The 25376-nt window shown below is 72.3% G+C and carries 23 protein-coding genes; 7 read left to right on the top strand and 16 right to left on the bottom strand.

Annotated features, from left to right (window positions below):
* Positions 1-52: 52 nt before the first annotated feature.
* Complete coding sequence (locus CP973_RS24675) at positions 53-514, bottom strand: MarR family winged helix-turn-helix transcriptional regulator (protein ID WP_150245277.1); 462 nt, start codon at positions 512-514, stop codon at positions 53-55.
* A gap of 155 nt (positions 515-669) precedes the next feature.
* Here CP973_RS24675 and CP973_RS24670 point away from each other — a divergent pair, with 155 nt between their 5' ends.
* Genes CP973_RS24670 through CP973_RS24660 form a run of 3 tightly spaced genes read left to right on the top strand, consistent with a single transcriptional unit; the run spans position 670 to position 3446 of the window.
* Positions 670-2535 carry an ABC transporter ATP-binding protein gene (locus CP973_RS24670; RefSeq protein ID WP_150245274.1) on the top strand — a complete coding sequence of 622 codons (1866 nt, stop codon included), beginning with the start codon at positions 670-672 and terminating at the stop codon, positions 2533-2535.
* Positions 2536-2575: 40 nt separating this feature from the next.
* Positions 2576-2989 carry a DoxX family protein gene (locus tag CP973_RS24665; protein WP_425282018.1) on the top strand — a complete coding sequence of 138 codons (414 nt, stop codon included), beginning with the start codon at positions 2576-2578 and terminating at the stop codon, positions 2987-2989.
* A gap of 34 nt (positions 2990-3023) precedes the next feature.
* Positions 3024-3446, top strand: coding sequence for an ASCH domain-containing protein (locus CP973_RS24660; protein WP_150245271.1), 423 nt, complete (start codon positions 3024-3026; stop codon positions 3444-3446).
* Positions 3447-3460: 14 nt separating this feature from the next.
* On the opposite strand, the gene CP973_RS24655 is transcribed toward CP973_RS24660, so the two are convergent.
* A complete protein-coding gene (locus tag CP973_RS24655) occupies positions 3461-4636 on the bottom strand; it encodes an SGNH/GDSL hydrolase family protein (protein WP_150245268.1) in 1176 nt (391 codons plus the stop codon).
* Positions 4637-4952: 316 nt separating this feature from the next.
* On the opposite strand from CP973_RS24655, the gene CP973_RS24650 reads away from it, so the two are divergent.
* Complete coding sequence (locus CP973_RS24650) at positions 4953-5966, top strand: hypothetical protein (protein ID WP_244409985.1); 1014 nt, start codon at positions 4953-4955, stop codon at positions 5964-5966.
* Between the two features lie 42 nt (positions 5967-6008).
* On the opposite strand, the gene lacZ is transcribed toward CP973_RS24650, so the two are convergent.
* The 4 genes from lacZ to CP973_RS24630 form a co-directional block, all read right to left on the bottom strand.
* Positions 6009-9197, bottom strand: coding sequence for a beta-galactosidase, LacZ type (lacZ, locus tag CP973_RS24645; protein WP_150245265.1), 3189 nt, complete (start codon positions 9195-9197; stop codon positions 6009-6011).
* A gap of 114 nt (positions 9198-9311) precedes the next feature.
* Positions 9312-9956, bottom strand: a complete 645-nt coding sequence (locus CP973_RS24640) for a LutC/YkgG family protein (protein ID WP_150245262.1) — start codon at positions 9954-9956, stop codon at positions 9312-9314.
* Complete coding sequence (locus tag CP973_RS24635) at positions 9953-11428, bottom strand: lactate utilization protein B (RefSeq protein WP_150245259.1); 1476 nt, start codon at positions 11426-11428, stop codon at positions 9953-9955. The genes CP973_RS24640 and CP973_RS24635 overlap by 4 nt, the downstream gene beginning before the upstream one ends.
* Positions 11425-12210: a (Fe-S)-binding protein gene (locus CP973_RS24630; RefSeq protein ID WP_150245256.1), complete on the bottom strand. Its 786-nt coding sequence runs from the start codon at positions 12208-12210 to the stop codon at positions 11425-11427. Before CP973_RS24630 ends, CP973_RS24635 begins: the two co-directional genes overlap by 4 nt.
* A gap of 122 nt (positions 12211-12332) precedes the next feature.
* Between CP973_RS24630 and CP973_RS24625 the strand changes: the two genes are divergently transcribed.
* Positions 12333-13649: an MFS transporter gene (locus CP973_RS24625; protein WP_150250188.1), complete on the top strand. Its 1317-nt coding sequence runs from the start codon at positions 12333-12335 to the stop codon at positions 13647-13649.
* Positions 13650-13728: 79 nt separating this feature from the next.
* Here the strand turns inward: CP973_RS24625 and CP973_RS24620 are convergent, their stop codons facing one another.
* The 4 genes from CP973_RS24620 to CP973_RS24605 all read right to left on the bottom strand — a co-directional run bounded on the left by CP973_RS24620 (position 13729) and on the right by CP973_RS24605 (position 17818).
* The gene (locus tag CP973_RS24620) at positions 13729-14724 is read right to left on the bottom strand and encodes a methyltransferase (protein ID WP_167538507.1); all 996 of its coding nucleotides are present in this window, start codon (positions 14722-14724) and stop codon (positions 13729-13731) included.
* A 230-nt stretch (positions 14725-14954) separates the two neighbouring features.
* A complete protein-coding gene (locus CP973_RS24615; RefSeq protein ID WP_150245250.1) occupies positions 14955-15419 on the bottom strand; it encodes a hypothetical protein in 465 nt (154 codons plus the stop codon).
* Positions 15420-15436: 17 nt separating this feature from the next.
* The gene (locus CP973_RS24610; protein WP_150245247.1) at positions 15437-16945 is read right to left on the bottom strand and encodes a DUF1996 domain-containing protein; all 1509 of its coding nucleotides are present in this window, start codon (positions 16943-16945) and stop codon (positions 15437-15439) included.
* Positions 16946-17065: 120 nt separating this feature from the next.
* Positions 17066-17818, bottom strand: a complete 753-nt coding sequence (locus CP973_RS24605; protein WP_244409983.1) for a DUF4142 domain-containing protein — start codon at positions 17816-17818, stop codon at positions 17066-17068.
* A 380-nt stretch (positions 17819-18198) separates the two neighbouring features.
* Between CP973_RS24605 and CP973_RS24600 the strand changes: the two genes are divergently transcribed.
* Positions 18199-18885, top strand: coding sequence for a hypothetical protein (locus tag CP973_RS24600; protein ID WP_150245244.1), 687 nt, complete (start codon positions 18199-18201; stop codon positions 18883-18885).
* 141 nt (positions 18886-19026) lie between these two features.
* On the opposite strand, the gene CP973_RS24595 is transcribed toward CP973_RS24600, so the two are convergent.
* The 6 genes from CP973_RS24595 to CP973_RS41670 all read right to left on the bottom strand — a co-directional run bounded on the left by CP973_RS24595 (position 19027) and on the right by CP973_RS41670 (position 24782).
* A complete protein-coding gene (locus tag CP973_RS24595) occupies positions 19027-20202 on the bottom strand; it encodes an NAD(P)-binding domain-containing protein (RefSeq protein ID WP_244409982.1) in 1176 nt (391 codons plus the stop codon).
* 170 nt (positions 20203-20372) lie between these two features.
* A complete protein-coding gene (locus CP973_RS24590) occupies positions 20373-21578 on the bottom strand; it encodes an LLM class flavin-dependent oxidoreductase (protein WP_150245241.1) in 1206 nt (401 codons plus the stop codon).
* Positions 21579-21583: 5 nt separating this feature from the next.
* Positions 21584-22675 (bottom strand): ABC transporter substrate-binding protein, encoded by a 1092-nt coding sequence (locus CP973_RS24585; RefSeq protein ID WP_150245239.1) that lies wholly within the window; start codon positions 22673-22675, stop codon positions 21584-21586.
* 96 nt (positions 22676-22771) lie between these two features.
* Positions 22772-23632, bottom strand: a complete 861-nt coding sequence (locus CP973_RS24580; RefSeq protein ID WP_244409981.1) for an ABC transporter ATP-binding protein — start codon at positions 23630-23632, stop codon at positions 22772-22774.
* Positions 23605-24474 (bottom strand): ABC transporter permease, encoded by an 870-nt coding sequence (locus CP973_RS24575; protein WP_208853291.1) that lies wholly within the window; start codon positions 24472-24474, stop codon positions 23605-23607. Before CP973_RS24575 ends, CP973_RS24580 begins: the two co-directional genes overlap by 28 nt.
* Before the next feature lie 218 nt (positions 24475-24692).
* Positions 24693-24782: a putative leader peptide gene (locus tag CP973_RS41670; protein ID WP_341874857.1), complete on the bottom strand. Its 90-nt coding sequence runs from the start codon at positions 24780-24782 to the stop codon at positions 24693-24695.
* Between the two features lie 136 nt (positions 24783-24918).
* On the opposite strand from CP973_RS41670, the gene CP973_RS24570 reads away from it, so the two are divergent.
* Positions 24919-25341 (top strand): secondary thiamine-phosphate synthase enzyme YjbQ, encoded by a 423-nt coding sequence (locus CP973_RS24570; protein WP_150245236.1) that lies wholly within the window; start codon positions 24919-24921, stop codon positions 25339-25341.
* Positions 25342-25376 lie beyond the last annotated feature (35 nt).

Here is a 25376-nt window from a genome sequence, read left to right as displayed (position 1 = left end):
GCTCGCTCGGACGGCCGCTCCGGCGTCCGCAGCGGCCACCCCGGCCAGTGTTTCAGCAGTGGGTGGCCGCCCCGTCGACGAGGGTGGACAACAGGCCGCCGAGCACGTCCCGCTCCTCGGCGGTCAGTGGGGCCAGGATGTCCCGTGCGGCGGCCCGGCGCGCGCCGCGCAACGCGCGCAGCGTCGAACGGCCGGTGTCGGTCAGCTCGATCCGTACGACCCGGCGGTTGGCGGGGTCCGGCACCCGGCGCACCGCGTCCTTCGCCTCCAGCGCGTCGACCAGCGTGGTCACCGCCCGCGGCACGACCTCCAGGCGCGCGGCCAGGTCGGCCATGCGGGGCGGCGCCTGGTCGCGGTAGTGGTCCACGATGCGCAGCAGCCGGGTCTGCGCGGGGGTCAGGGCGATGTCGAGGTCTTCCATGTGCCGCTGCTGCGCGCGGTGCATGCGGCGGGTGAGGCGCACCAGCTGTTCCGCCAGGTCGGGTTCGGTGGCGGCGGGGTCGGGGGAGGGCATGGCCGGAGGATATCAGGACCTAGTTCATTGTGAATATAGGTAACAATGAACTATGCTCGGCTGCCGCGTGCCCGTGCCGCTTCCGACGATCAAGATCAAGATCGCCGTCACATCTACGACCCCGTACCGCTTCCGACACCTCATCCGAAGGAGCCATGCGCCCCGACGTACCCGAGTGGACCCCGCCGCCCCGGGACCCGGCCCAGCCGGCCCAGGTGCGGCGCATCCTCGCCCTCTTCCGCCCCTACCGCGGCCGGCTGGCCACGGTGGGCCTGCTGGTGGCCGCCTCCTCGCTGGTCTCGGTCGCCTCCCCGTTCCTGCTCCGCGCCGTCCTGGACGTGGCGATCCCCGAGCGCCGCACCGGCCTGCTGACCCTGCTCGCCGTCGGCATGATCACCACCGCCGTGCTGACCAGCGTCTTCGGCGTCCTGCAGACGCTGATATCGACCACGGTCGGGCAGCGCGTCATGCACGACCTGCGCACCGCCGTCTACGCCAAGCTCCAGCGCATGCCGCTGGCGTTCTTCACCCGCACCCGCACCGGCGAGGTGCAGTCCCGCATCGCCAACGACATCGGCGGCATGCAGGCCACCGTCACCTCCACCGCCACCTCCCTGGTCTCCAACCTGACCTCGGTGGTCGCCACCATCGTCGCCATGATCGCCCTCGACTGGCGGCTGACCCTGGTCTCCCTGCTGCTGCTCCCGCTCTTCGTGTGGATCAGCCGCCGGGTCGGCAACGAGCGCAAGAAGATCACCACGGCCCGGCAGAAGCAGATGGCCGCGATGTCCGCCATGGTCACCGAGTCGCTGTCGGTCAGCGGCATCCTGCTCGGCCGCACCATGGGCCGCGCCGACTCGCTCACCAAGAGCTTCGCCATCGAGTCTGAGCGGCTGGTCGGCCTGGAGGTCCGCGCCAACATGGCCGGACGCTGGCGGATGGCCACCATCGGCATCGTCATGGCCGCCATGCCCGCCCTCATCTACTGGTCGGCCGGGCTCGTCCTCCAGATCGGCGGCCCCGCGTTCTCCCTCGGCACCCTCGTCGCCTTCGTCACGCTCCAGCAGGGCCTGCTGCGTCCCACCGTCTCGCTGCTGTCCACCGGCGTGCAGATGCAGACCTCGATCGCGCTCTTCCAGCGCATCTTCGAATACCTCGACCTGCCGGTGACCATCACCGAACCGGCACACCCGGTACGCCTGGCCGAGCCGCGCGGCGAGATCCGCTTCGAGGGCGTGACGTTCTCGTACGACAGCGGTGAGAACGCGGCCGGTACACCGGGCGAGGCACCCGCCCGCGCCACCCTGCGCGACATCGACCTGACCGTCCCGGCCGGCACCAGCCTCGCCGTCGTCGGGGCGACCGGCAGCGGCAAGAGCACCCTCAGCTACCTGGTGCCGCGGCTGTACGACGTGACGGCCGGCCGTGTCACCCTGGACGGCGTCGACGTACGCGACCTGGACTTCGACTCCCTCGCCCGCGCGGTCGGCGTGGTCTCCCAGGAGACGTACCTCTTCCACGCCTCCGTCGCCGACAACCTCCGCTTCGCCAAGCCGGACGCCACCGACGACGAACTGGAGGCCGCCGCCCGCGCGGCCCAGATCCACGACCACATCGCGGCCCTGCCGGACGGCTACGACACCCTCGTGGGCGAACGCGGCCACCGCTTCTCCGGCGGCGAGAAGCAGCGGCTCGCCATCGCCCGCACGATCCTGCGCGACCCGCCCGTCCTCGTCCTCGACGAGGCCACCAGCGCGCTGGACACCCGTACGGAACACGCGGTGCAGCAGGCCATGGACGCGCTCTCCAAGGGCCGTACGACGATCACCATCGCGCACCGCCTGTCCACCGTCCGCGACGCCGACCAGATCGTCGTCCTCGACGCGGGCCGCATCGCCGAACGCGGCACCCACGGCGAACTCCTCGCCGCCGACGGCCGGTACGCGGCCCTCGTACGGCGTGACGCACACCTCGCCCCCAACGGCGATCAGCCCCTGTCCGCCGACCTGACCCACGGGTAAGGTCGGCTCCGACCGCACCGGACCGACCTCGGGAGCGCCCGTGGCAGCCGCCGACCGCACCACCGACCGTTCCGCGAACCGCTCGACGGACCGTTCCGCCCTGACGATGGCCCGGATGCTCGGTGGCATGGGGGCGCTCCACTTCCTCGCCCCCAAGCCGTTCGACGCGATCGTGCCGCGCGCGCTGCCCGGCTCCCCGCGCACCTGGACGTACGCCAGCGGCGCCGCGGAACTGGCGGTCGCCGCCGCGGTGGCCCTGCCGCGCACCCGCCGGGCCGGCGCGCTGGCCGCCGCCGGTCTGTTCGCCGCCGTCTTCCCCGCCAACATCAAGATGGCCCGCGACTGGCGCCACCGCCCCGTGCCCCTGCGGGCCATCGCCTACGGCCGCCTCCCGCTCCAACTCCCCATGGTGGCCTGGGCCCTCCACACGGCCCGCGCCGCGTCCCGCCCCTGACCCCGGGAGCGCGCACCCCTCTAATCTGACCCGCATGCCTCCTCAAGAGCAGCTTCCCGCCTTCGAGTTCGCCTTCCCGGGCCCCCTGCGGGACCGGCTCGTGGCCGCCGTCCTCTCCGGCGCCAAGACCACCACCACGGGCCTGCTGGCCGACTACGAACACGAGGGCGACCCCCTCCCGCAGGCAGGCGAGCGCTACCAGGTACCGGACTCCGACGGCCGCCCCGTGGCCGTCATCGAGGTGACGGAGGTACGGGTGCTGCGCCTGGCCGACGTGGACCTGCGACACGCCGTCGACGAGGGCGAGGGCCACCGGACGCTGGCCGACTGGCGGGCCGACCACGAGACCTTCTGGCACGGCCCGGACATGCGCGAGGCCCTGGGCGACCCGGAATTCAGGGTGGACGACGACACGCTGGTCGTGACGGAACGGTTCCGGGTCGTCGAGCGCCTGTAGGCCGGCACCAGCGCTCACAGCGCCCCCGGATCCACCGCCCCCGCCATCGCCCGGTACCCCGCGTCGTTCGGATGCTTGCGGTCGCCGCTGTCGTACGCGGGCAGGAGGGCGTACGGGTTCGACGGGTCGGCGAGGGCCGTGGCGAAGTCGGCCACCGCGTCGAAGGCGCCGGAGTCGCGTATCCACGCGTTGACCTCCTGGCGCTTGGCCTCGGAAGCGGGAGTGTGGTACTCGGCGCCCTCGAAGGGCAGGAGCGTGCCGCCGATGATCCGTACTCCCGCCGTGCGGGCCTGGGCGATCAGGTCGCGGTAGCCGGCGATGACCGCCTCGGCGGACTGCTCCGGATTCGGCCGGTACGTCGGGTACGCGGCCGGGTCCACCTCGCTGAAGCCGATGTCGTTGAGGCCGGCGAGCACGATGACGGTCCGCACCCCGGGCTTGTCCAGGACGTCCCGCCGGAAGCGCGCGACGGACCGTTCGCCGAACCAGGGTGCGTCGCTGAGCAGCAGATTTCCGCCGATTCCGGAGTTGAGCACGGGGCGTGCCAGACCGGCCTCCGCCAGGCGTTCGGCGAGGGCGTCCGCATAGCGGCGGTCGGTGTCGGTGGTGGAGGAGAAGCCGTCGGTGATCGAGTCGCCGAACGTCACCACGGTGTCCCGGCGGGCCGGGCCGCCGGCCAGTTGCACGTCGGCGAGGAAGTACCAGGAAACCGTGGTCTCGCTGAAGACCGCCGGGTCGGCGGCGGACAACTGGTCGCCGGCGGCGCGGTACGCGGTGGTGAACGCCTGGGCGTGGAAGGTCGCGGGGCCGGTCGGCCGCGCGAAGTACAGGCTCACCGTCAGCTTGTCGAAGGGGGCCACGGGCAGCTCGGCCGCGTCGCTCCAGATCTCACCGCCTGCCGGGACACGGACGGTCTCGGCGCCCGCGAAGGTCAGGCGGCGTGTGGTGCCCGGCCGGACGGCCGCGCCCCGGTCCGTACGGGCGAGGGCGGCGCCGGTGATCTCCAGAGGGGCCGTGCCGTAGCGGTTGGAGAACTTCACCCGGGCCGCGGTGCCGGAGCCGGTGACCCGGACGACCTGACGCACCGTCTGACCGGCGAATCCCTCCTCGGCCCAGTTCTTGTCGAAGCCGCTGCTGGGGCGCTGGACGGCGGTGCTCCAGCCTGCCTGCCACCCGGTGGTGTCGTTCATGACGCTCGCTCGCTCTCTTCCGTGGTTGCGGTGCCCACGAGTCTGCTGAGCGGGCGCCCGGCCACCCAGCCCCTTGGGCTGCGTACGCAGCGGATGCCTACCAACGCCAGGGTCACCCTGCGTCCGAAGGCGGGAGCCGGGGATGGCGAGCGGGTGAGAGGCGCGGTGCCACCCGGCCGGTCGAAGTTGGCGGAATCTTGATCGTGATAAGGCGGAGAGCGTGCCGAGTGGAGTTTCACTCGATCACACCCGGCAAGGCGCACGGCGCACCCACCTCACCCCACAGCACCCACCCCTACGCACTCACGGAGGCGACGTGGTCGACAGCGCACCCACCGGCACGACGGGACCGAGCGGGCACGCGGTGCGCCGGCCGGACCGCCGCGGCGTCCTGGCCGCCACCGCGGCGGCCGGTCTCGGCCTCCTCACCGCGTGCGCCGGAAAGGCGGACGGCGACGCGTCACCGCCCGGCGCGGCACCGCCCCGTACCGCCGGAGCCACGCCCGGCACCTCGCCCAAGGCCACCAGGAAGCGGCCCCAGCTGCCGCGCGGCGGCCGGCAGCTGTTCCCCCGTCACCGGCTCGCCGGCTTCTGCGGCCTGCCCGGATTCGCGGCCCTCGGCCGCCTCGGCACCGGTGACCTGGACGAACGTGCCCGGGAGATCGAGAAACTGGCCCACACCTACGCCGGCGACCGCGAACCGCTGCCCGTCCTGGAACTGCTGGCCACGGTCGCCAACGCGGAGGCGGGTCCCGACGGCACCTACCGTTCCCGAACCGACGCCGACACCGTCCGCCGCTTCCACGCGGCCGCACGCAAGCACCGCGCGCTGCTGCTCCTGAACATCCAGCCGGGCCGCGCCCCGGCCCTGGGCGAGGTCGAGGCGCTGCGCGAATGGCTGGTGCACCCGGATGTGGGCATCGCCCTGGACCCGGAATGGGAGATGGGCCCCGACGAGACGCCCGGCGACACCTACGGGAGCACCAGCGGCCGGGAACTCACCGAGATCGCCCGCTACCTCTCCGGCCTGGTCCGCGAGCACGACCTGCCGGAGAAGCCCTTCGTCTTCCACCAGGTGGCCTCCTCGGTGGTCCGGGACCAGCACGCGTTCCGGCCGCAGCCCGGCGTCGCCGCCGTCAAGTGCGCCGACGGCATCGGCTCGCCGGACCTGAAGCGGGAGACCTGGAACCACCTGGTCGAAGACCTGCCCCGGGGGATGCACACCGGCTTCAAGCTCTTCTACGACGAGGACCCCAAGGGCAGCCGCCTGATGACCCACGAGGAGGTCCTGGCCCTGCGCCCGCAGCCCGAGTACGTGATGTACGAGTAGGCGCCCCCGCCGTGGCGGCACGGGGGCACCGCTCGCACCGCCTCACGCCGGCCGCAGCCGGTACGCGTAGCTGTAGGTCCGGTCGGCCCGTAGCACGTACTTGTCCAGCGGCGGCGCGCCCCACGAGTCGTTCCCGCCGACACCCGTCTGCCGGTGGTTGACGCCGAGCACCGTCTCCGGGCGCCGCTTCAGCTGGTACGGGTGCTCGTGCCGCTCGCTCTCCAGGTCGGACGGCGCGTAGTGCAGGGCGCTCAGCTCCAGCAGCGGCGCGCCGTCGCCCGGCTCCGCGCGCACGGTCAGCCCCGTACCGTCGCGGCCGGTCAGCGAGGCGCTGCGCACATCGGTCACGTTGCCGGTCTGCTGCGGCCGGACGTACGGGCCGAACTGGGCGTCCACGCTGCTGCGGTAGCGGCCGACGAACGCCGCCGTGCGCCGGTCCCAGTAGTTCTCGTGCGGCCCCCGCCCGTACCAGCTCAGGGTCTCCAGCCCGGCCGGTACGGTCAGCAGCGCGCCCACCATCGGCAGGTCGGGCAGCCCGTGGCCCGGTGTGAGCGTGTGCCGTACCCGTACCTCGCCGTCACCGCGCACGGTGAAGACGGTGTCCCAGCGGGAAGCGGTGGGCCGGGTGGGCAGCGTGGCCGTGACCTCGATGGTCACCTCCGAGGCGGACGGCCGCGCGGTCCTCACCCGCGTCACGGTGCGCCGGGCGCCCGCCTCGCGCCAGGTGCGCAGCGTCTTGTGCGCGTCGCGGCCGATGTCGTTGTCCGTGGGCCCGCGCCAGAAGTTGGGCACGGGGCCGGCGGTCAGCAGCGCCCGCCCGCGGTGGCGGTAGGCCGACAGGGTGCCGCTCGCCTTGTCCAGGACGAGTTCGAGGTCGCGCCCGGTCACGGTGACCGTCCGGTCCGACTCGGTGTGGCGCAGCGGCGGCAGCGTGGCGGGGGAGGGCTCGGCGGGCGAGGGGGCGTGCCAGGGGAGCGCGAGCTGTTCGGCGGCGACGCTGTGGCCCGCGTCGGCCCAGGAGGTCGCGTGGCGCAGCACGAAGGAGAGGTTCAGCCAGTACTCGGCTCCGGGGGCGGGCCGTGCGGGCCGGGTGAAGGGGATCCGTACGGTCGTCTGCTGACCGGGCGCGGCCTGCGGTGCGGGCAGCGTGCCGTGCTCGATCCGCTCGCCGTCGCGGGTGACCTCCCAGCGCAGCTCGTAGCCGTCCAGGCCGACGAACAGCTGCCGGTTGGTGATCCGTACCGTGCCGGCGGCGAGGTCGGCGGCGGCCATCCGGACGGCCTGGTAGACCTTCTTGACCTCGTGGATGGCCGGGTGCGGCACGCGGTCGGCGGAGACGATGCCGTTGCAGCTGAAGTTCCAGTCGGTGGGGTAGCCGGGGTGCCAGTCGCCGCCGTAGGACAGGTAGGTGCGCTTCGGGTCGCCGGGCACGGGCAGGCGGATGGCCTGGTCGACGAAGTCCCAGATGAAGCCGCCGTACAGGTTCGGGTAGCGCTCGAAGACGTCCCAGTACTCCTGGAAGTTGCCGGTGCTGTTGCCCATGGAGTGCGCGTATTCGCACAGCAGGAACGGCTTGGGGTTGCCGGACTTCCCGTAGCGCTCCACCTCGTCCGGCTTGGCGTACATCCGGCTCTCGATGTCGGCGACCGCGTTCATGCCCTCGTAGTGCACCGGCCTGGACGGGTCGCGGCGGTGGGTCCAGTCCGCCATGGCCCGGAACGTGCTGCCCTGGCCCGCCTCGTTGCCCAGCGACCAGATGATGACGGACGGGTGGTTCTTGTCCCGCTCGACCATGGAGCGCATCCGGTCCAGACAGGCGTCCCGCCACTCCGGCAGGCTCCCGGGCAGGTGGTCGCGGACCCCGTGCGACTCCAGGTTGGCCTCGCCGACGACGTACAGGCCGTACGCGTCGCACAGCTCCAGCCAGCGCGGATCGGCCGGGTAGTGGGAGGTGCGGACGGCGTTGACGTTGTGCTGCTTCATGATGCGGATGTCCTGGAGCATCCGCTCCTCGGGGACGGCCTGCCCGTGGTCGGGGTCGGTCTCGTGCCGGTTGACGCCGCGGAGGACGACCGGCCGCCCGTTGACGGTGAGCCTGCCGGGCCCGTACGCGACGGACCGGAAGCCGACCCGGCTGCTCTGCACGTCCACGGTGCGGCCCGCCGGATCGGTGAGGGTCAGCACGAGCGTGTAGAGGTGCGGGGTCTCGGCGGACCACAGACGTGGGGCGCGGACGGTGGCCTTCGGCTCGACCGTGGCCTCCGGCCCGTCCCCGAAGCGGACCTCGGCGGTCAGCGGGGCGGGCAGCGCGGGCCGCCCCCGCTCGTCGTACAGCTCCGCTCTCAGCCGGTGTCCGCCCGCCGCCGCCCCGCTCCGGTCGCGCACGGTCGCGGCCACGGTCAGCTCCGCGTCGCGGTGCGCGGCGTCGAGCGCGGTGCGTACGTGCAGGTCCTGGAGGTGCACCGGGGCGATGGAGTACAGATACACGTCGCGGAAGATCCCGGACAGGTCGATCATGTCCTGGTCCTCCAGCCAGCTGCCGTCCGACCACCGGTACACCTCGACGGCCAGCACGTTGGTGCCGGGCCGCAGCCGCTCGGTGATGTCGAACTCGGCCGGGGTGTAGCTGTCCTCGCTGTAGCCGACCCGCTCGCCGTTGACCCACACGAAGAACGCGGACTTCACGCCCTGGAAGGACAGCAGGGTGCGGCGGCCGTCCCAGCTCCCGGGGACGGTGAAGTCGCGCCGGTAGGAGCCGACCGGGTTGAAGCCGTGCGGGACGTGCGGCGGCCGCGGGTCCTCGTACCCGGTCCACGGGTACTCGACGTTGAGGTAGATCGGCTCCGGATAGCCCTCGATCTCCCAGTTGGACGGCACGGTGATGCGGTCCCAGCCGCTGTCGTCGTACCGGGGCGCGAAGAAGTCGCGGGGCCGCTCGTCGGGGTTCCTGGACCAGTGGAAGCGCCAACTGCCGTTGAGGGAGCGGTAGTACGGGGACGCGCGGAACTCTCCGGCCCGTGCGGCCCGGGCGTCGCCGTACGGGATCAGGCGGGCGCGGGCCGGTTCGCGGTTGATCTGGAAGATCCGCGGGTCGGCGTCCCACCCGGTGCCGGGTGCGGCGGCACCGGCCGTGGCGGCGAAGGACCGTTTCTGTGCGCAGAACGCGGCCCACCCGGCCAGCGCTGCGCCGGTGGCGAGGAAGGACCGGCGGTTGACGCGACGTACGTTCATGGAGTCGGCTCCGAACGTAAGGCAACAGGAAGCGTCAGGATCGAACAGCGAGGGGTGCGGCACAAGACGCCCTTCACGCCACTTCCCGCGCCCCGGCACCGGGCCGCGCCCGCCTCACTCCGAGAGCAGCACGACCTCCAGCTTCCGCGGCCCGTGCACCCCTTCCACCCGGTCCAGCTCGATGTCACTGGTCGCCGACGGACCCGAGACCCACGTCAGCGGCCGCGTCGGATCGAGGCGTTCGAGCGCCTGCGGCACCGAGTCGACGACCTGGTCCGGGACCCGGACGACACAGATGTGGTGGTCGGGGATGAGCGAGATCCGGCGGCGCCCCTGGTCGGGCGAGCCGTCCAGGACGATCGTGCCGGTCTCCGCGATGGCCACCGCGCAGCCGGTGACGACGCTGTCCACCGTGTCGAGTCGGCTCGTGGTGCTCGCCGCCCGGTCATCGACGCGGGTGGGACCGGAGGACGGCAGCCACGTCGGATCCAGCCCGGACGGTACGAGTACGGAGCGCGCGCCGTGCTCGTCCAGCAGGCGCGTGACCAGCGCCGTCAGACCGTCCGCTGCGGTGTGGTGCACCAGCGCCCGGTACTCCGCCAGGTTCTCCGCCAACAGCGCCACCCGCTCCTCCGCCGTACGGGAACCATGGGCGCGCAGATAGTCGCGCGGTACCGGCACGTCCTCGGGCCCCTCGTCGCGCGGTACGTCCGCCAGCGCCCGGCGCACCCGCGCCAGCACCACGTCCCGGCTGCTCACTTGCCCCGCTCCTCTCCACGCGTACGCCGCCACCAGTCGCGGAACGACTCGGCCGGCACCGGCGGCAGGTCCCGGGTGTCCGACCAGGCGCGCCCCGGGCCCGGCAGCCGGCGCGGATGCAGCCGCCGGGTGCGGCCCGCCAGCCGCTGGCCCGCCCGCAGCACCCCCGGATGGCCGAAGGCGAACCCCGCCGCGCGCATCGCGGCCCGCTCCGCGGCGTGTCCCTTGGCGGGCTTGAGCACGGTCTTGACCCCGCGCCGCGTCACCTTGCCGCCCTGCACCACCCGCTCCCGCAGGTGCACCAGCACCTCCGGGATGTCGATGGCCACCGGGCACACCTCGTAGCAGGCGCCGCACAGCGACGACGCGTACGGCAGCGAGGCGTCCAGCTCGCTCGCCGTACCGCGCAGCTGCGGGGTGAGGATCGCGCCGATCGGGCCCGGGTACGCCGAGCCGTACGCGTGCCCGCCGGCCCGCTCGTACACCGGGCACACGTTCAGGCAGGCCGAGCAGCGGATGCAGCGCAGCGCCTGGCGGCCGACCGTGTCGGCGAGGGTGTCGGTGCGCCCGTTGTCCAGCAGCACGAGGTGGAAGGTGCGTGGGCCGTCCCCGTCCGCCGTCCCGGTCCACATCGAGGTGTACGGGTTCATCCGCTCGGCGGTCGAGGAGCGGGGCAGCAGCTGGAGGAAGATCTCCAGGTCCTGCCAGGTGGGCACCACCTTCTCGATGCCGACGACGGAGATCAGCGTCTCCGGCAGGGTCAGGCACATCCGGCCGTTGCCCTCGGACTCCACGACGACGAGCGTGCCGGTCTCCGCCACCATGAAGTTGGCGCCCGAGATGCCGACCTTGGCGTTCAGGAACTTCTCGCGCAGGTGCAGCCGCGCCGCCTCCGCCAGCTCGTTCGGCGCGTCGGACAGCCCCTCGGGCGCCGGGCGGCCCCAACGGCCCATCCGCTCGCGGAAGATGTCCCGGATCTCACCGCGGTTGCGGTGGATCGCGGGCACCAGGATGTGCGACGGCAGATCGTCGCCGAGCTGCACGATCAGCTCCGCGAGGTCCGTCTCGTACGCGCTGATGCCCGCCTCGGCCAGCGCCCGGTTCAGCCCGGTCTCCTGCGTCGCCATCGACTTGACCTTGACGACCTCCCGCTCGCCGGTTTCCCGCACCAGCCGGGCGACGATGGCGTTGGCCTCGGCGGCGTCCGCCGCCCAGTGCACCTGCCCGCCGGCCGCCGTCACCGCCTCCTCCAGCTGTTCCAGGTAGTGGTCGAGATGGCGCAGCGTACGGTCCTTGACGGCGGCGCCCGCGGCCCGCAGCCGTGCCCAGTCGTCCAGCTCGGCGACCGCCCTGGCGCGCTTGTCGCGGATGGTGTGGGTGGCGTACCGCAGGTTCGCGCGCAGCCGGGTGTCCTGCGTGGAGGACGCGGCCGCCGCGGGAAAAGCGGGCATGCCGAGATATGTGCCGCTCACCGCGGGCTCCCTTCCGTACCGGCCGGCTTCCGGGCATCCGGCTCCGTGGCGGCCAGGATCTCCGCGATGTGCACGGGCCGGGCCGCCGCGCCCTCCCGCCTGAGCATGCCGCCGATGTGCAGCAGACAGGAGTTGTCGACCGTGCAGACCGCCTCCGCGCCCGTCTCCCGGACGGCCCGCACCTTGTCGGCGCCCATCGCGGCCGACACCGCCGGGTTCTTCACCGCGAAGGTGCCGCCGAAGCCGCAGCACTCCTCGGCGCCCGGCAGCTCCCGCAGCTCCAGCCCCTTGACCTGTTCCAGCAGCCGCCGCGGCCGGTCACCCAGACGCAGCATCCGCAGGCCGTGGCAGGTGGGGTGGTAGGTGACGGTGTGCGGGTAGTACGCGCCCACGTCCGTCACCTTCAGCACGTCGACCAGGAACTCGGTCAGTTCGTACGTCTTCGGTACGGCGCGCGCCGCGGCCTCGGCCAGCTCCCGGCCGTCCCGCCCCTCGGCCGTGGCCCGCTCCGCGATCCGGGGATAGTTGTCGCGGACCATCGCCGCGCACGAGCCGGACGGGGTGACCACGTAGTCGTAGTCCCGGAAGGCCCGGTCGAAACGGCGCACCAGCGGCTCCGTCAGGTGCCGGTAGCCGGTGTTGAACTGCGGCTGGCCGCAGCAGCTCTGCTCCTCGGGGAATCCCACCTCCACACCGAGGCGTTCCAGCAGCGTGATCACTGCCCGGCCGGTGTCCGGGTGGAGCGTGTCGTTGATGCAGGTGACGAACAGTGCTACACGCACGTTGCCATCTCCTTTCGGCCGTCGGGAGCGCTGGCGGCGGGCCGTCCCACCGGTACATGATCACCTGTCGGCTCATCCTGCCCCAGCGGCGGGCCGAGGAGAAGGACCCGGAGCGGAGGACCATGACACGTGCGCAGCAGGCCCCGGACATAACGAGAGCACAAGGACCCGACGGCGCGCCGCGGCGGGTGTCGCAGCTGCGGCAGCTGGCCGCGGCGTCGGTCGGCAACGCCGTGGAGTGGTACGACTGGTACGCGTACTCCTTCCTGGCCGTCTACATCGCCGACCGGGTCTTCCCCAAGGGCACCGGCAACTCCCTGGTGCCGCTGCTGTCCACCTTCGCGGTCTTCGCGGTGGGCTTCTTCATGCGCCCGATCGGCGGACTGCTGATGGGCGCGGTCGCCGACCGCCGGGGCCGCCGCGCCGCGCTGACCGTGACGATCCTGCTGATGGGCGGCGGCAGCCTGCTCGTCGCCGTCGTCCCCACCTACGCGGCCACCGGCGTGCTGGCGCCGGTCGTGCTCGTCGTCGCCCGGCTCGTCCAGGGGCTCTCGGTCGGCGGGGAGTTCGCCGCCTCCACCACGTTCCTCGTCGAATCCGCGGGCCCGGGGCGGCGCGGGCTGTTCTCCAGCTTCCAGTACGTCTCCACCACCGCCGGCCAGCTCCTGGCGTCCGGCACCGCCGCCCTGCTGGCGGGCGTCCTCACCGAGGGCCAGATGGGGCAGTGGGGCTGGCGCGTGGTGTTCCTGATCGGCGCGGTGCTCAGCCTGATCGGCCTGTGGGTGCGCAGCGGGGCGCGCGAGACGCGCAGCGCGGAACAGCGCGCCGCCGCCCGCCCCGGCCTCTTCGAGGCGCTGCGCCGCCACCCCCGGCAGTCCCTGCTGATCTGCGGCATCACCGCGGGCGGCACCCTCGCGTACTACACCTGGACCACCTACCTGCCCACGTACGCGCAGGTCAACGCGGGCTTCGACAAGGGCGAGGCGCTCACCGTGGGCACCCTGTCGCTGCTCTTCTTCACCGTGCTCCAGCCGTTCGGCGGCATGCTCTCGGACCGGATCGGCCGCAAGCCGCTGCTGCTCGGCTTCGCGCTGGGCTTCGCGGTGCTGGCCGTACCGCTGCTGCACCTGGTGACCGACGCGTTCTGGTCGCTGCTGCTGGTGCAGTGCGCGGGCATGGTGCTGCTGACCGGCTACACGGCGGTGGCCGCCGCCGTGAACGCCGAGGTCTTCCCGGCCCGCGTACGGGCCGCCGGCATCGGCTTCCCGTACTCCCTGACCGTGGCGCTCTTCGGCGGCACCGCGCCCTATGTGGGCACCTGGTTCAAGCAGGCCGGGCACCCGGACCTGTTCCCGTGGTACGTGTCCGTGCTCTGCCTGGTCTCCTTCGTCGTCTACCTGACCCTGCCGGAGACCGCCAAGCAGAAGCTGGACACCTGAGGCACGGGTGCGCGCGGGCCGCCGGCAGTCCGCGCGCACCGGGGCGGGACGGCCCGCCCGCAGGATCACGGTCCGGGCGTCACCTGCGGGCGACGACGGCCGCGTTGGCGCCGGGCGCCTCGAACGGCACCTTGCACACCTCGGAGAACCCGGCGTCCCGCAGCCAGGAGCTGTACTCCGCCGCCGTGTAGTTACGGCCGCCCTCGGTCTCCACCAGCATGTTCAGGCTCATCAGGGCGGCCGGCGCGGGCCCGGTCAGATCGTCGTCCACCATCAGCTCGCTGATCACCAGGGTGCCGCCGGGCGGCAGCGCCGCGCAGCACTTGCCGAGCAGGGTGCGGTTGGTGTCCTCGTCCCAGTCGTGCAGGATCATCGACAGCACGATCACATCGTGGCCGCCGGGCAGCGCGGGCTCGGCGAGGAAGTCGCCGGGGTGGGTGCCGATCCGGTCCGCGAGCCCGGCGTCGGCGATGTTGCGGTCCGCGACCGGACACACCTTCGGCAAGTCGTAGACCGTCGCCTTCAGGCCCGGATGCTGCCGGCACAGCTCGATGGCGTACGCGCCGGAGCCGCCGCCGACGTCCAGCAGCCGCGTCCCGGCGGTCAGGTCCACCACCTCGCCGAGCCGCTGCGCGGTCCACGACGACACCGCGTGCATCGCCTCCCAGAAGACGGACAGCAGCCCCGGGTCCTCGGTGTCGAACAGGTGCAGCTGCTTGTCGGGGTCCCAGGTCGTGGGCCGGTTGGTGCGCACCGCCTCGCCGAGCCGGCCCCAGCCCGGGTAGAGCCGCTGGTCCAGCATCCGCAGCCAGCCGCTGAAGTGGTACGGGCGCCCCGGCACCAGATAGGCGTCGGCCAGCGCCGAGTTGACGAAGCGGCCGTCCCCGCGGCGTTCCAGCAGGTCCAGGGCCGCGCAGCCGGTCAGCAGCATCCCCGCGGGCCGGGTGCCGATCTCCAGCTCCTCGGCGCACTCCTCGACCGTGCCGCCGCCCAGCCGGTCGAGCATGCCGAACAGGCCCAGCTCGTCGGCGGTGGCCAGCGTCTTGAACGCCCAGAACCCGGTGGCTAACTGCATCAGCGGAAGCGGGGACGCGGTCGGCGCGACGGGGTGCGGGGATGCCATGGGATGCCTCCAGGGATCGCTATGGGAGTGCTGCGGGGGACGTGCGGGGGAACCGCAGCAGGGGTTCACGGACGCGAACATACGTCCGCATCCGTGATCACTACCACCGCCTGGGGGCCGTCACACACGGAAAACGGGCACCGTGGTGCCCGTTTCCGGCGGCTTCGGGACAATCACCCATGTCAGGGGGCATGGTCGTGCCCGGAGGGACGGCCATGCCCGCCGCCCGTTTCCAGGCTGCCGCCCAGCGCGGCCCGGAGCGGGGCCAGCGCGCTCCGGGACGGACCGGTGACCGACCAGCGGGTGCCGACGAGATACGTCCCCCCGTACGCCTGCGCCTCGGTGAGCCAGGCGCGCTTCTTGGCGTCGCTGCTGAAGGTCAGCAGGCGGAACGTGCCGGCGCCGGTGGTGCAGCCGCCCTCGCGTATCTCCTGGGCGTCGACGATGACTTCGGCGCGGCAGCCGAGCGCGGCGGCGATCCGCGCCAGGGAGACCGGCGGGCCGGTCACGCCGGGGGAGGGGGCCGCGTGCGCGGGGCGCGGGGCGGCCGGTGCCGGACCTCCGTTCGCGTAACCGGTCACCACGATCGCGCAGGACAGGCCGCCTGCCGCGACAAGGAGCAGCCCCGGGCCGGAGGGGAACCTCATGCCGGAATTCCCCTCTCTCACCGGCAGTCGCGGCCGGAATTGATGCAGTCCACGGCCGTACGCATCAGCCGCTGCGGCATCACGTTGATGAAGTCCCCGTGGTCCGTCACCGGGTTGTGCAACTGGTCGGGGAAACTGTCCACCGCGTACCGCGCGTTCGTCGGAACGGCGTAGGTCAGCCGCTGCACCAGCCGGGGAACGGCCCGGAACCCGTCGCGGCACCGTCCGTCGCCGTCCGGGAACACCACATGCGTCCGGTGATTGGCGCTGTCGATGTTGCGCCCGTCCCAGCAGCTGGGAAACGCCAGCGACCGTACGACATTGCTGCCCCGGGGGCAGATCGGATACTTGTTCTTCAGCTGCCGGTCCTCGAAACCGGTGCAGCTCCAGGAGGCGTTCGCGTTGGCCGGTCCGTTCGTCAGCGCTTTCGCGTCACCGGTGAGGTTCCGCAGGAACCGGGGCATGGCCGTGACCTTTTCCGTGCCGGTCCCGTCGAATTCCAGCGACACCTCGGCCGGGCGCAGGATGGTGCCGACATTGCCGTCCTGTCCGCCACCGGGCGCGTCGGCGTCCCGTTCCCGCCCGTTGTCCCGTTGCCGCAGCACCGGCCAGTAGTACGTGGACCGGTCCCCGTTGCCGCAGGTCGTACCGGCTCCGGCCAGTTCCCGGTCGGAGGAGAACGCGTTCGTCGCCAGATTGCCGACGTAGTCGTGCATATGGTGGGCGCCGTTGCTCACGCCAGGCGCCACGATCAGGTTGTCCGGGTTGTTGTGCCGGTTCTCGTTGCGCCCGCATTCCGAGCGGAACGAACCGGAGCCGGCGCCGCGTCCCCCTCGGCCGTCGCCGCGCGTGTTCGGCCGTACGGTTCTGATGTCGACGAAGTCATCGGGGAACGGGCCGTTGTCCGCGCTGTTTCCGTTCCCGTTTCCGGTGCCGGTGCCGGTGCCGGTGCCGGTGCCGTTCCCGGTCCCGGTCCCGCTCCCGTCTCCGTTCCCGCTCCCGCCCCGGGCGGCCTGGGGCGCATTCTGCGCGGTGGTGGAATTCCCCGCCGTCGTACGGCACGCGCTCAGCCGGTCGAGCGCGTCCGGCCGCTCACCGGCCCGGCGCAGCGCGTCCGTGATCCGCCCGATGGTGGCCTTGCGGTCCCGCGCCAGGCCGCGCAGCACCTCGTCCTGCGTACCGGGATCGGCCGACCACCGCCGGAACGCCTGGGCGACCTGCGCGTCCAACTGCCCGAGATTGCGGTTCACTTCGGGTGCCGCCGCATCCGGCAGGCTGCGCAGCCGCTGCCCCACGTCCGGACAGCTGATCGTCCGTCCGGCCACCGTGCCCGTGCCGCCGCCCGCCGGGGCCTCCGCGCCGTCGGCCCCGCGCCCGCCGGGGCCCGCCAGCGCCTGGGCTGCGATCACCGCCGTACCGCCGCACGCGGCCAGCGCCGTGAGGATCAGGGCGCCGCTCCGCTTGGAAAGGCGGGTCCTTTTGTGCGGACGCGCCGTTCGCTCCGCTATCCGTTTGTGCCGTTTCATGTCATCACTTCGCTTCTGATCGCGGGATGGTCCTGTGGCCGTGCCTCTTCGCGGCAACGCGGTCTCGCGGTAATACGTACGCCCGACGCGGCCGTTTCACGGGAACCGGAAAACGGTGGCTCATCGCTGGTCGCCGGTGCTGTACGCAGGGCCGGCCGACGGCCGTACAGGCGGCGCGACCGTGGCCGAGCCGGGCCCACCGGGCGCTTGTCCTGCGGCAATTGCTTCGAAGTCGACCAGTCCGGTCTGTTCCAAGGCCGTAATGTGATCGAGCACGACGGAATTGGCGCGGGTGGCCAAATCCCGGATCATGGCATTCCGGGTGTTCGCCCGCACTTGTGCGACCAGGGAAAACACTGTGCCGTGCGCCCGGCGGGCCAGATTCGTGAACAGCCGCTCATGCGTGTCCCCTTCGGCCGCGTCGAGCTGGGCGAGCCAGCCCTGCTGCTCGGGCGTCGGCTGTCCCGGGAGCGTGATGTCCAGGGCGCGGGCCGTGTCGGCGGCGCGCCGGTTGAGATCGGTGTGCCCCTCCATCAAATGCCGGCCCGCGTGCTTGACGGCCTGCCGTGTGCCGCGTCGCAGCGCCTGCCGGCCCGCGGGCAGTTCCCACAGTCCGGCCTGCCGGACCTTTCTGACGAATTCCCGGTCGAGCGGTGACAAAGGGCCCGACGGCGTGTTCCACACCCCCAGCCCGTCGTCCTGCGCGGCAGGCGCGGAACTCCCCGCCACGCTGCCGCTGCTCGCGAACAACTGCACCGGCAGCAGAATGGCCACGGCCGTCAGGGAAAGCCCGGCGACGACCAGACCCGTACCCACCGAGAACCGCGACCGTACACCGCCGGTCACCGAACGCCGCCGTCCGACGTCGCGCACCGCGCCCTCCTTCTCCGGGGATGGGAAAGGGACGCTAATGCCGGGCCGGGCCGCCTCCGCATTGTTGGCACCAAAGCGACAAAGAACGGCTGTGGCCAAAGGCGGTTGCTAGGGTGCGGGGCCGCGGCGCGCGCCTTCTGCGCTGCCCGGGCCATCGGCCTGAGCCGACGCAGCGGGAGGCATCCGGGAGACACCCGGGGAGACGTCCGGGAGACGCCCGGAAGGTAGGCCCGGAACGTACCCGTGAGACATCGGGCGAACGGGTGATTAGCGGGCGCGGCCGTCACCACCGGGGCCGGGGCGTCAATACCTGTAGCAAACACAGCAACGCTGCCGGTCCGCCGCGGCCGACCGCAGCCGCACGCGAAGGAGACGCTTCCATGTCCGCACCGCGCCGCCTGTTGACCACGGCCTGTGTGACCGCGCTCGCCCTCACCGGGCCGGTGGGCGGTGGGCTCGCGCTGGCCGGAGCCCCGGACGGCCCGCGCCCGGTGCCCGCGCCCCAGGAGGAGCTGACCCGGCTGGGCAAGGGCACCGGAAACTTCTGCCTGACGCCCGGCGCCACCCGCGCCCTGGCCACGGCACACGTACGGCTCACCGCCATCCGCCCGGCCCGGCCGACCGGCACCCATGAGCGGCCGTGCGTCACCACGCCGATCACCGGCGGTGCCGTCAACCGCGCCCTCACCCGGGGCGAGATGTACTTCGACGGCGGCTTCGACTTCACGCGCGGCGCCCGCCACCTGCGGGTCAACCACCTGAAGGCCGACCTCGCCACGGGCCGGGTCTCCGGGGACGTCCGGGGCGCCCGCCCGGCCAGGACGGCGTTCCTGGCGTTCAAACTGGACCGGGAACAGATCCGGCTCGCCTCCGGCAAGGTCAACTCCGGCCGTATCGTGTTCACCTTGACGGACCAGGGCGCCGCGTCCTTCAAGAGCGCCTTCGGAGCCGCGCCGGTCAAGTCGGGCGACCAGCTCTTCGAGGGCGTCGGCTCGATGGAGGTGCGCGCACCGCAGCCGTCGCACACTCAGCGCCCGGCTCAGCAGACGCTCGACGTGTCGCAGTGACCGGGGGCGGCACTGCCGACGGCCGCTGAACGGCGGGCCCACGTCCGGCTGGTGGGGGTCCGCACGCGTACCCCGTGGCGGTACGGCGGGCCCACGCCCGACCGGCGCGGGCCCGCATCCGTACACCCGTGGCGGGACTCCTCAGCCCGGAACGGGCTGGAACGCCTCCGCAGTCCTGGCCGTCACAGCCCTTGCTCCCGCCCCTGCCCTTGCCTCTGTCCCTGGCCTCGCCCCCGCCGTTTCGCCCGCGTCCTCCCCGAGCAACCGCCGAATGTCCCGCACCGCCGCGCGTCCCGCGCGGTTGGCGCCGATGGTGCTGGCGGAGGGACCGTAGCCGACGAGATGGACGCGGTGGTCCCGTACCGCGCGGGTGCCCTCCATACGGATGCCGCCGCCGGGCTCGCGCAGCTTGAGCGGGGCCAGGTGGTCGATGGCGGCGCGGAAGCCGGTGGCGTACAGGACCGTGTCCGCCTCGGCGGTACGGCCGTCGGCCCAGGCCGCGCCGGTCCGGGTGAGCCGGTCGAACAGCGGCAGCCGCTCCAGCACACCCCGTTCGCGCGCCCGCCGCATCGCCTCCGTCATCGGCAGTCCGGTGACCGACACCACGCTCTGCGGCGGCAGCCCCCGCCGGACCCGCTCCTCGACCCGTGCGACGGCCGCGCGGCCCTGCTGCTCGTCGAACGGGCCCTCGCGGAAGACCGGCGGGCGGCGGGTCACCCAGGTCGTCGCGGCGGCGACCTCCGCGATCTCCAGCAGCTGCTGGACGGCCGATGTGCCACCGCCCACGACGATCACGCGCTGCCCCGCGAAGTCCCGCGGCCCCCGGTACTGCGCGCTGTGCAGCTGCCGTCCGCGGAAGTCGCCCTGGCCGGGAAAGCGCGGCCAGAAGGGGCGGTCCCAGGTGCCGGTCGCGTTGATCAGGGCCCGGGTCGCGTACGTACCCTCCGAGGACTCGACCAGCAGCCGCCCGCCCGGGCCGTCGCGCACCGCCCGGACGTCCACCGGGCGGTGCACCCGGAGTCCGAAGGTCTCCTCGTACGTGTCGAAGTACGCGCCGATCACCTCGGCGGACGGGCGGTCCGGGTCCGCGCCGGTCAGCTCCATGCCGGGCAGCGCGTGCATGCCGTGGACCTTGCCGTACGTCAGGGTGGGCCAGCGGAACTGCCACGCGCCGCCGGGCCGCGGCGCGTGGTCCAGTACGACGAAGTCCCGGTCCGGCTCGTACCCCACCCGCCGCAGGTGGAAAGCGGCGGCCAGGCCCGCCTGCCCGGCACCGACCACCACGACCTCGGCTTCCCGCACCCCGGTGTAGTTCATGCTTCTACCAACCGCGGTACGGGCCGGAATCTTCCTGCCCTATCGCGGTCCCCTGCCCGTACCGAGGCACCCCTATCCCTGCCGGGGCCCCTGCCCCTACCGCGGCCCCCTGCCCCTACCGCGGTCCTCCTGCCCCTACCGCGGTCCTCCTGCCCGTACCGCGGTCCCGCTCAGCGGCCCCCGGCGGTCAGCAAAGGCGCCCCGCCCGGCGCGGAGGCCGGACGACCGTTGGCCGCCGGGATGCCGGACCACGGAGGGGGAGCGGCGGGCAGCAGACCCCGGGCGGCCAGCTCGGGCCGTACGCCTTCCCCGAACCAGTACGCCTCCTCCAGATGCGGATAGCCCGACAGCACGAAGTGCTCGATGCCGAGCGCGTGGTACTCCTCGATGCGATCGGCCACCTCCGTGTGGCTGCCGACCAGCGCCGTCCCCGCACCGCCGCGTACGAGACCGACCCCGGCCCAGAGGTTCGGCGCGATCTCCAGGCTGTCGCGTGAGCCGCCGTGCAGCGCGAGCATCCGCTGCTGGCCCACCGACTCGCTCCGGCCCAACGCCTGCTGCGCGGCGGCCACGGTGTCCGGGTCCAGGTCGTCCAGCAGCCGGTCCGCCGTGGCCCACGCCTCCTTCGCCGAGTCGCGCGAGATGGTGTGCAGCCGGATGCCGAAGCGGACCGTGCGGCCCTCTCGGGCGGCCAGCCCCGCGATCCAGTCGATCTTCTGTTTCACCTGCTCGGGCGGCTCGCCCCAGGTGAGGTACACATCCACGTTGCGGGCGGCGACCGGCCCGGCCGCCGCCGACGAGCCACCGAAGAAGATCTCCGGGAGCGGGTCCGGCGGCAGCGCGGTCAGCCCGCCCTCCACCTGGTAGTGCTCCCCGTGGAAGTCGAACGGCGAGCCACCCCACACACCCCGTACGACCTGCAAGAACTCGTCCGTGCGGGCATAGCGCCGGTCGTGGTCCAGCCGGTCGCCGAACCGCCGCTGCTCGGTGGAGTCGCCGCCGGTCACCACGTTCAGCAGCAGCCGGCCGCCCGAGATCCGCTGGTACGTCGCGGCCATCTGCGCGGCCAGTACCGGCGAGATCACCCCGGGCCGGAAGGCGACCAGGAACTTCAGCCGGTCGGTGACCTGGGTCAGCGCCGCCGTCGTCAGCCAGGCGTCCTCGCACCACGTGCCCGTCGGGGTGAGGACCGCCTCGAAACCCAGCTGCTCGGCCGCCTTGGCGATCTGCGCCAGATAGTCGATGTCGGGCGCCCGCACCCCGCTGACCGGGGTGATCCGCTCACGCCGTACCCCGCCGTCGGTGTACGCGTGCCGGTCGACGAGCGTGCGCCCGTCGCCGCCGGTCGGCAGGAACCAATGAAGATGCACGGTCACGGTGTTCAGCCGGCCTTTCCTTGAGAGCTGTACGGGTAGGTGCGCGGCGCCGTGCCCGAGGGCGGCAGGCCGGCGTTGAACCGGGTGTCGACGAAGGACGAGAAGTCGAAGCGGCCCGGGACCAGCTTCAGTTCGGCGAAGGTGTCGGCGATCCGTTGCTCGGAGGCGACGGCCGGCCGGTCCAGGGCGACCGTCACCGCCGTACCCCGCGTACGTTTTACCGCGGCCAGCGCCACGTCCCGCGGCAGCCCGGTCTCCTTGGCCCACGCCTTCGCCCAGGCGTCCGGATGCCGGTGCACCCAGTCCTGCGCCCTGCGGAGCCGGTCCACGTAGTCCTTGAGCGCGGCCGACTTCTTCCCGTCGGCCAGCGCGGCGGGCGCGGCGACCTGGAAGCTGAGCCCGTTGACGACACCCTCCCCGGTGGTCAGCACCCGCGCGTCACTCTGGTCGAGAGCCTGCGAGGTGTACGGGTCCCACACGGCCCAGGCGTCCACCCGCCCGCGGGTGAAAGCCGCCAGCGCATCGGCCGGCTGAAGGTGGTTGAGCGTCACCTCCTGCGGCGACAGCCCGGCCTTCCGGAGAGAGGCGATGAGCTGGTAGTGCGCGGAGCTGCCCTGCGCCACCGCGATCGACTTCCCCTTCAGCTCAGCGGTCCGCCTGATCGGCGAGTCCTTCTTCACTAGGACCGCTTCCCCCGCGGAGGAACCGTGCGTAGCCGCCACCACCTTGATCTTCGAGTGCGCAGCGGCGGCGAAGACCGGCGGCGTGTTGCCGACCCCGCCCACGTCGACCGCCCCGGCGTTGACCGCCTCCAACAGCGGCGGCCCGGAGGTGAAAGTCGACCACTGGATGCGGTACGGCAGGTCGTCCAGCTCCCCGGCCGCCCGAAGGATCGACTCCGAACCGCCCTTCTGGTCACCGACGTTCAGCGTCACCGGTCCCTTCCCGTCGGTGCCGCCGCGGGTGCCACCGTGGCTCCCGTCCGCCCGGGAGGCTCCGCCGCAGGCGGTGGCGGTGAGCAGGAGGAGGGGGAGGATGAGGAGGGAGAGGAGGGGAGAGGCGCGGGGTGGAGTAGGTGGGGATGGTGCTGCTTGCATGGGGTGGTCCGTTTCCGGTTGGTCATGGATGGTGATCAAGGCGTACGAGCGCACGCGGGCCTGTACGGGCCGCGTCTACAGCAACGGCAACCGTCGTCAAGCAACGGCCACCGCCGCCGCGTCCGCCCCCGCCCCTGCCTTGTCGCCTTCCACCTCACTGCCTTTCCCCTCATCGCCTTCTTCCTCATCCGCCTCCACCCCCAAGCGGTCCAGCAACCGTGCGCGCAGGGAGGCGAACAGCGGGTCGTCGACGGCACGTGGACGCGGCAGACCGACCTCCTCCTCGTACGCGATCACGCCGTCCTCCATCACCAGCACCCGATCGGCCAGCAACAAGGCCTCCTCCACGTCATGCGTGACGAGCAGCACCGCGCAGCCGCGCTCCCGCCACAGTTCGGCCACCAGCCGCTGCGCCTTGATGCGCGTCAGCGCGTCCAGCGCGCCGAACGGCTCGTCCAGCAACAGCAGATCGGGTTCGCGTACGAGTGCACGGGCCAGCGAAGCGCGCTGAGCCTCACCGCCGGACAACGTCTTGGGCCACGCGTCCGCCCGATGCCCCAGCCCCACTTCCTCCAACGCCCGCTCGGCCACGATGCGTTCGGTCCTGCCCGGCAGCCCGAGGAGTACATTCCGCCAGACCCGCTTCCACGGCATCAGCCGGGGAGCCTGGAAGGCGACAGCTTTCCGTTCCGGTACGAGCACCTGCCCCTCGATCTCCCGGTCCAGCCCGGCGAGCACCCGCAACAGCGTGGACTTGCCGCACCCGCTCCGCCCCAGTAGCGCCACGAACTCACCGGGTGCCACATCCAACCGCAGCCCATCGATGACGGCCCGCCCACCGAAGGCCCGCCGCAGCCCCCGAACCCGTACAGCAGCACCTCCGTCGGCTACTTCGCCCACCCCGAACCGCCCCTCTTTCCCCACCTCTTCTACTGTCCGGTGAACGTCGGTCGCCATTGCAACAGCAGCCTTTCCAGAGTGCGGACGATGAAATCGGCGAGCAGCCCGAGGACCGCGTACACCACGAGGCACACCACGATCACATCGGTACGGAAGAACTCCCGGGCCTGGTTCATCAGGAACCCGAGCCCGTCATCGGCATTCACCTGCTCACCGAAAACGAGCGCCAGCCAGGCGGTGGCGAGGGAATAGCGCAGCCCGGTCATGGCGCCCGGCAGCGCGCCGGGCAGTACGACGTGCCGGATCAGCCCCCAGCGCCCGAGGCCCAGCGAGGTGCCGGCCTCCACCAGTTGCGCATCCACACCACGAATCCCGGCGTACACATTCAGGTACAGGTGAAAGGCCACCCCCAGCGCGATCAACGCGACCTTCGGCGCCTCACCGATCCCCAGCCAAATAATGAACAGCGGAATAACGCCCACCCACGGCACAGACCGCAACATCTGCACCACGGGATCGACAAGGTCCTCCCCAAGCCGCGACAGCCCGGACACGAGCGCGAGCGCCACCCCGGCGACCACCCCCGCCGCCAGCCCGACGGCGACCCGTTGCAGGGACACGAGCATCGCCGACGGCAACGTCCCGTCGGACATCAGCGTCCACGCCGTACGGGCGATGGTCCCCGGCGAGGCCAGAATGTCCCCCGGCAGCGCCCCGCTCGCGCTGAGCACCTGCCACAACCCGAGCAACAGCACGGGCACCACGGTGCGCCGGAGCCACCGGGGCACGGTCCGGCGCCGGACCGACAGGGGGACGACGGGAACGAGGTCGGGCTGCCTCGTGCGCGGCGGCGGCGCGTCGGGCGGCGCATGGACAGGCGCGGCCTGCACAACAGTCATGAAAGCTCCAGATCAGAAGATGCGCGCCCCCTTCCGCCGTACGTCTGTCCCGGAATCGGCGCACGCCGCGAGGCAGCACGAGGAACCCGGAGGACGGAAAAGGAAAACGCGCCGTGAACGCGCCGTACATCCGGCACGGAAAAAAGGGAGGGAAAAGAAATGCAAGAGGCGCATATCGCCGCTGAACGAGTCCCGCAGACGTCAGCGACGCGATGACCTCAGCCGCAGCAACCGCGCCGACACGCGGCGGACGCCACCCGCAGCAGGTCGATGTGACCGCGCGTGGTGAGCCGGGCTGACGTAGACATGTCGCCGAACGTAGCGGCGCACCTGAAAGCCGGTCAAACATCGTCTCACTGGCTGGACCTTTGTTACGCCGACATTGCTCCCGCCGCGAACACCCGGCTGCCCGCATCCACGCCCCACCCGTACGAAAATGGACTCATGAGCAACGCATTCAAGACCCGGACCCTGGACCTCACGACCGGCACCCAGGAAGCGGTCGCCGACATCACCGGCGACTGCGCCGCCTTCCTCCGCGACGTCGCGCACGGCGCCGACGGCCTTCTGAACGTCTTCGTCCCGCACGCCACCGCCGGCATCGCCATCATCGAAACCGGCGCAGGCAGCGACGACGACCTCCTCACCGCCCTCGCCGACCTCCTTCCCGCCGACAACCGCTGGCGCCACCAACACGGCAGCCCCGGCCACGGCCGCGACCACGTCCTCCCGGCCTTCGTCCCGCCCCACGCCACGCTTCCTGTCATCGACGGGCGGCTGGCGCTGGGGACGTGGCAGTCGGTGTGTTTCGTGGATACGAACCGGGACAACCCGGAGCGGCAGGTGCGCCTCAGCTTCCTCGGCTGATGGGTAGGACGGGACGGTGACCCGCAAGGGCCGAT

The organism is Streptomyces albofaciens JCM 4342 (genome assembly GCF_008634025.1).
In the GTDB taxonomy this organism is placed as follows: Bacteria; Actinomycetota; Actinomycetes; order Streptomycetales; family Streptomycetaceae; genus Streptomyces; species Streptomyces albofaciens.
The sequence above is the reverse complement of the archived record's forward strand: the minus strand, read 5'-3'. Positions and strand labels throughout refer to the sequence as shown.

Excerpts from the sequence above, each read along its gene's own strand:
- CP973_RS24675 (WP_150245277.1), bottom strand. The coding sequence starts at position 514 with ATGCCCTCCCCCGACCCCGCCGCCACCGAACCCGACCTGGCGGAACAG.
- CP973_RS24670 (WP_150245274.1), top strand. The coding sequence starts at position 670 with ATGCGCCCCGACGTACCCGAGTGGACCCCGCCGCCCCGGGACCCGGCC.
- CP973_RS24660 (WP_150245271.1), top strand. The coding sequence starts at position 3,024 with ATGCCTCCTCAAGAGCAGCTTCCCGCCTTCGAGTTCGCCTTCCCGGGC.
- CP973_RS24655 (WP_150245268.1), bottom strand. The coding sequence starts at position 4,636 with ATGAACGACACCACCGGGTGGCAGGCAGGCTGGAGCACCGCCGTCCAG.
- lacZ (WP_150245265.1), bottom strand. The coding sequence starts at position 9,197 with ATGAACGTACGTCGCGTCAACCGCCGGTCCTTCCTCGCCACCGGCGCA.
- CP973_RS24625 (WP_150250188.1), top strand. The coding sequence starts at position 12,333 with ATGACACGTGCGCAGCAGGCCCCGGACATAACGAGAGCACAAGGACCC.
- CP973_RS24620 (WP_167538507.1), bottom strand. The coding sequence starts at position 14,724 with ATGCAGTTAGCCACCGGGTTCTGGGCGTTCAAGACGCTGGCCACCGCC.
- CP973_RS24615 (WP_150245250.1), bottom strand. The coding sequence starts at position 15,419 with ATGAGGTTCCCCTCCGGCCCGGGGCTGCTCCTTGTCGCGGCAGGCGGC.
- CP973_RS24610 (WP_150245247.1), bottom strand. The coding sequence starts at position 16,945 with ATGAAACGGCACAAACGGATAGCGGAGCGAACGGCGCGTCCGCACAAA.
- CP973_RS24600 (WP_150245244.1), top strand. The coding sequence starts at position 18,199 with ATGTCCGCACCGCGCCGCCTGTTGACCACGGCCTGTGTGACCGCGCTC.
- CP973_RS24595 (WP_244409982.1), bottom strand. The coding sequence starts at position 20,202 with ATGAACTACACCGGGGTGCGGGAAGCCGAGGTCGTGGTGGTCGGTGCC.
- CP973_RS24585 (WP_150245239.1), bottom strand. The coding sequence starts at position 22,675 with ATGCAAGCAGCACCATCCCCACCTACTCCACCCCGCGCCTCTCCCCTC.
- CP973_RS24580 (WP_244409981.1), bottom strand. The coding sequence starts at position 23,632 with ATGGCGACCGACGTTCACCGGACAGTAGAAGAGGTGGGGAAAGAGGGG.
- CP973_RS24575 (WP_208853291.1), bottom strand. The coding sequence starts at position 24,474 with ATGACTGTTGTGCAGGCCGCGCCTGTCCATGCGCCGCCCGACGCGCCG.
- CP973_RS41670 (WP_341874857.1), bottom strand. The coding sequence starts at position 24,782 with ATGTCTACGTCAGCCCGGCTCACCACGCGCGGTCACATCGACCTGCTG.
- CP973_RS24570 (WP_150245236.1), top strand. The coding sequence starts at position 24,919 with ATGAGCAACGCATTCAAGACCCGGACCCTGGACCTCACGACCGGCACC.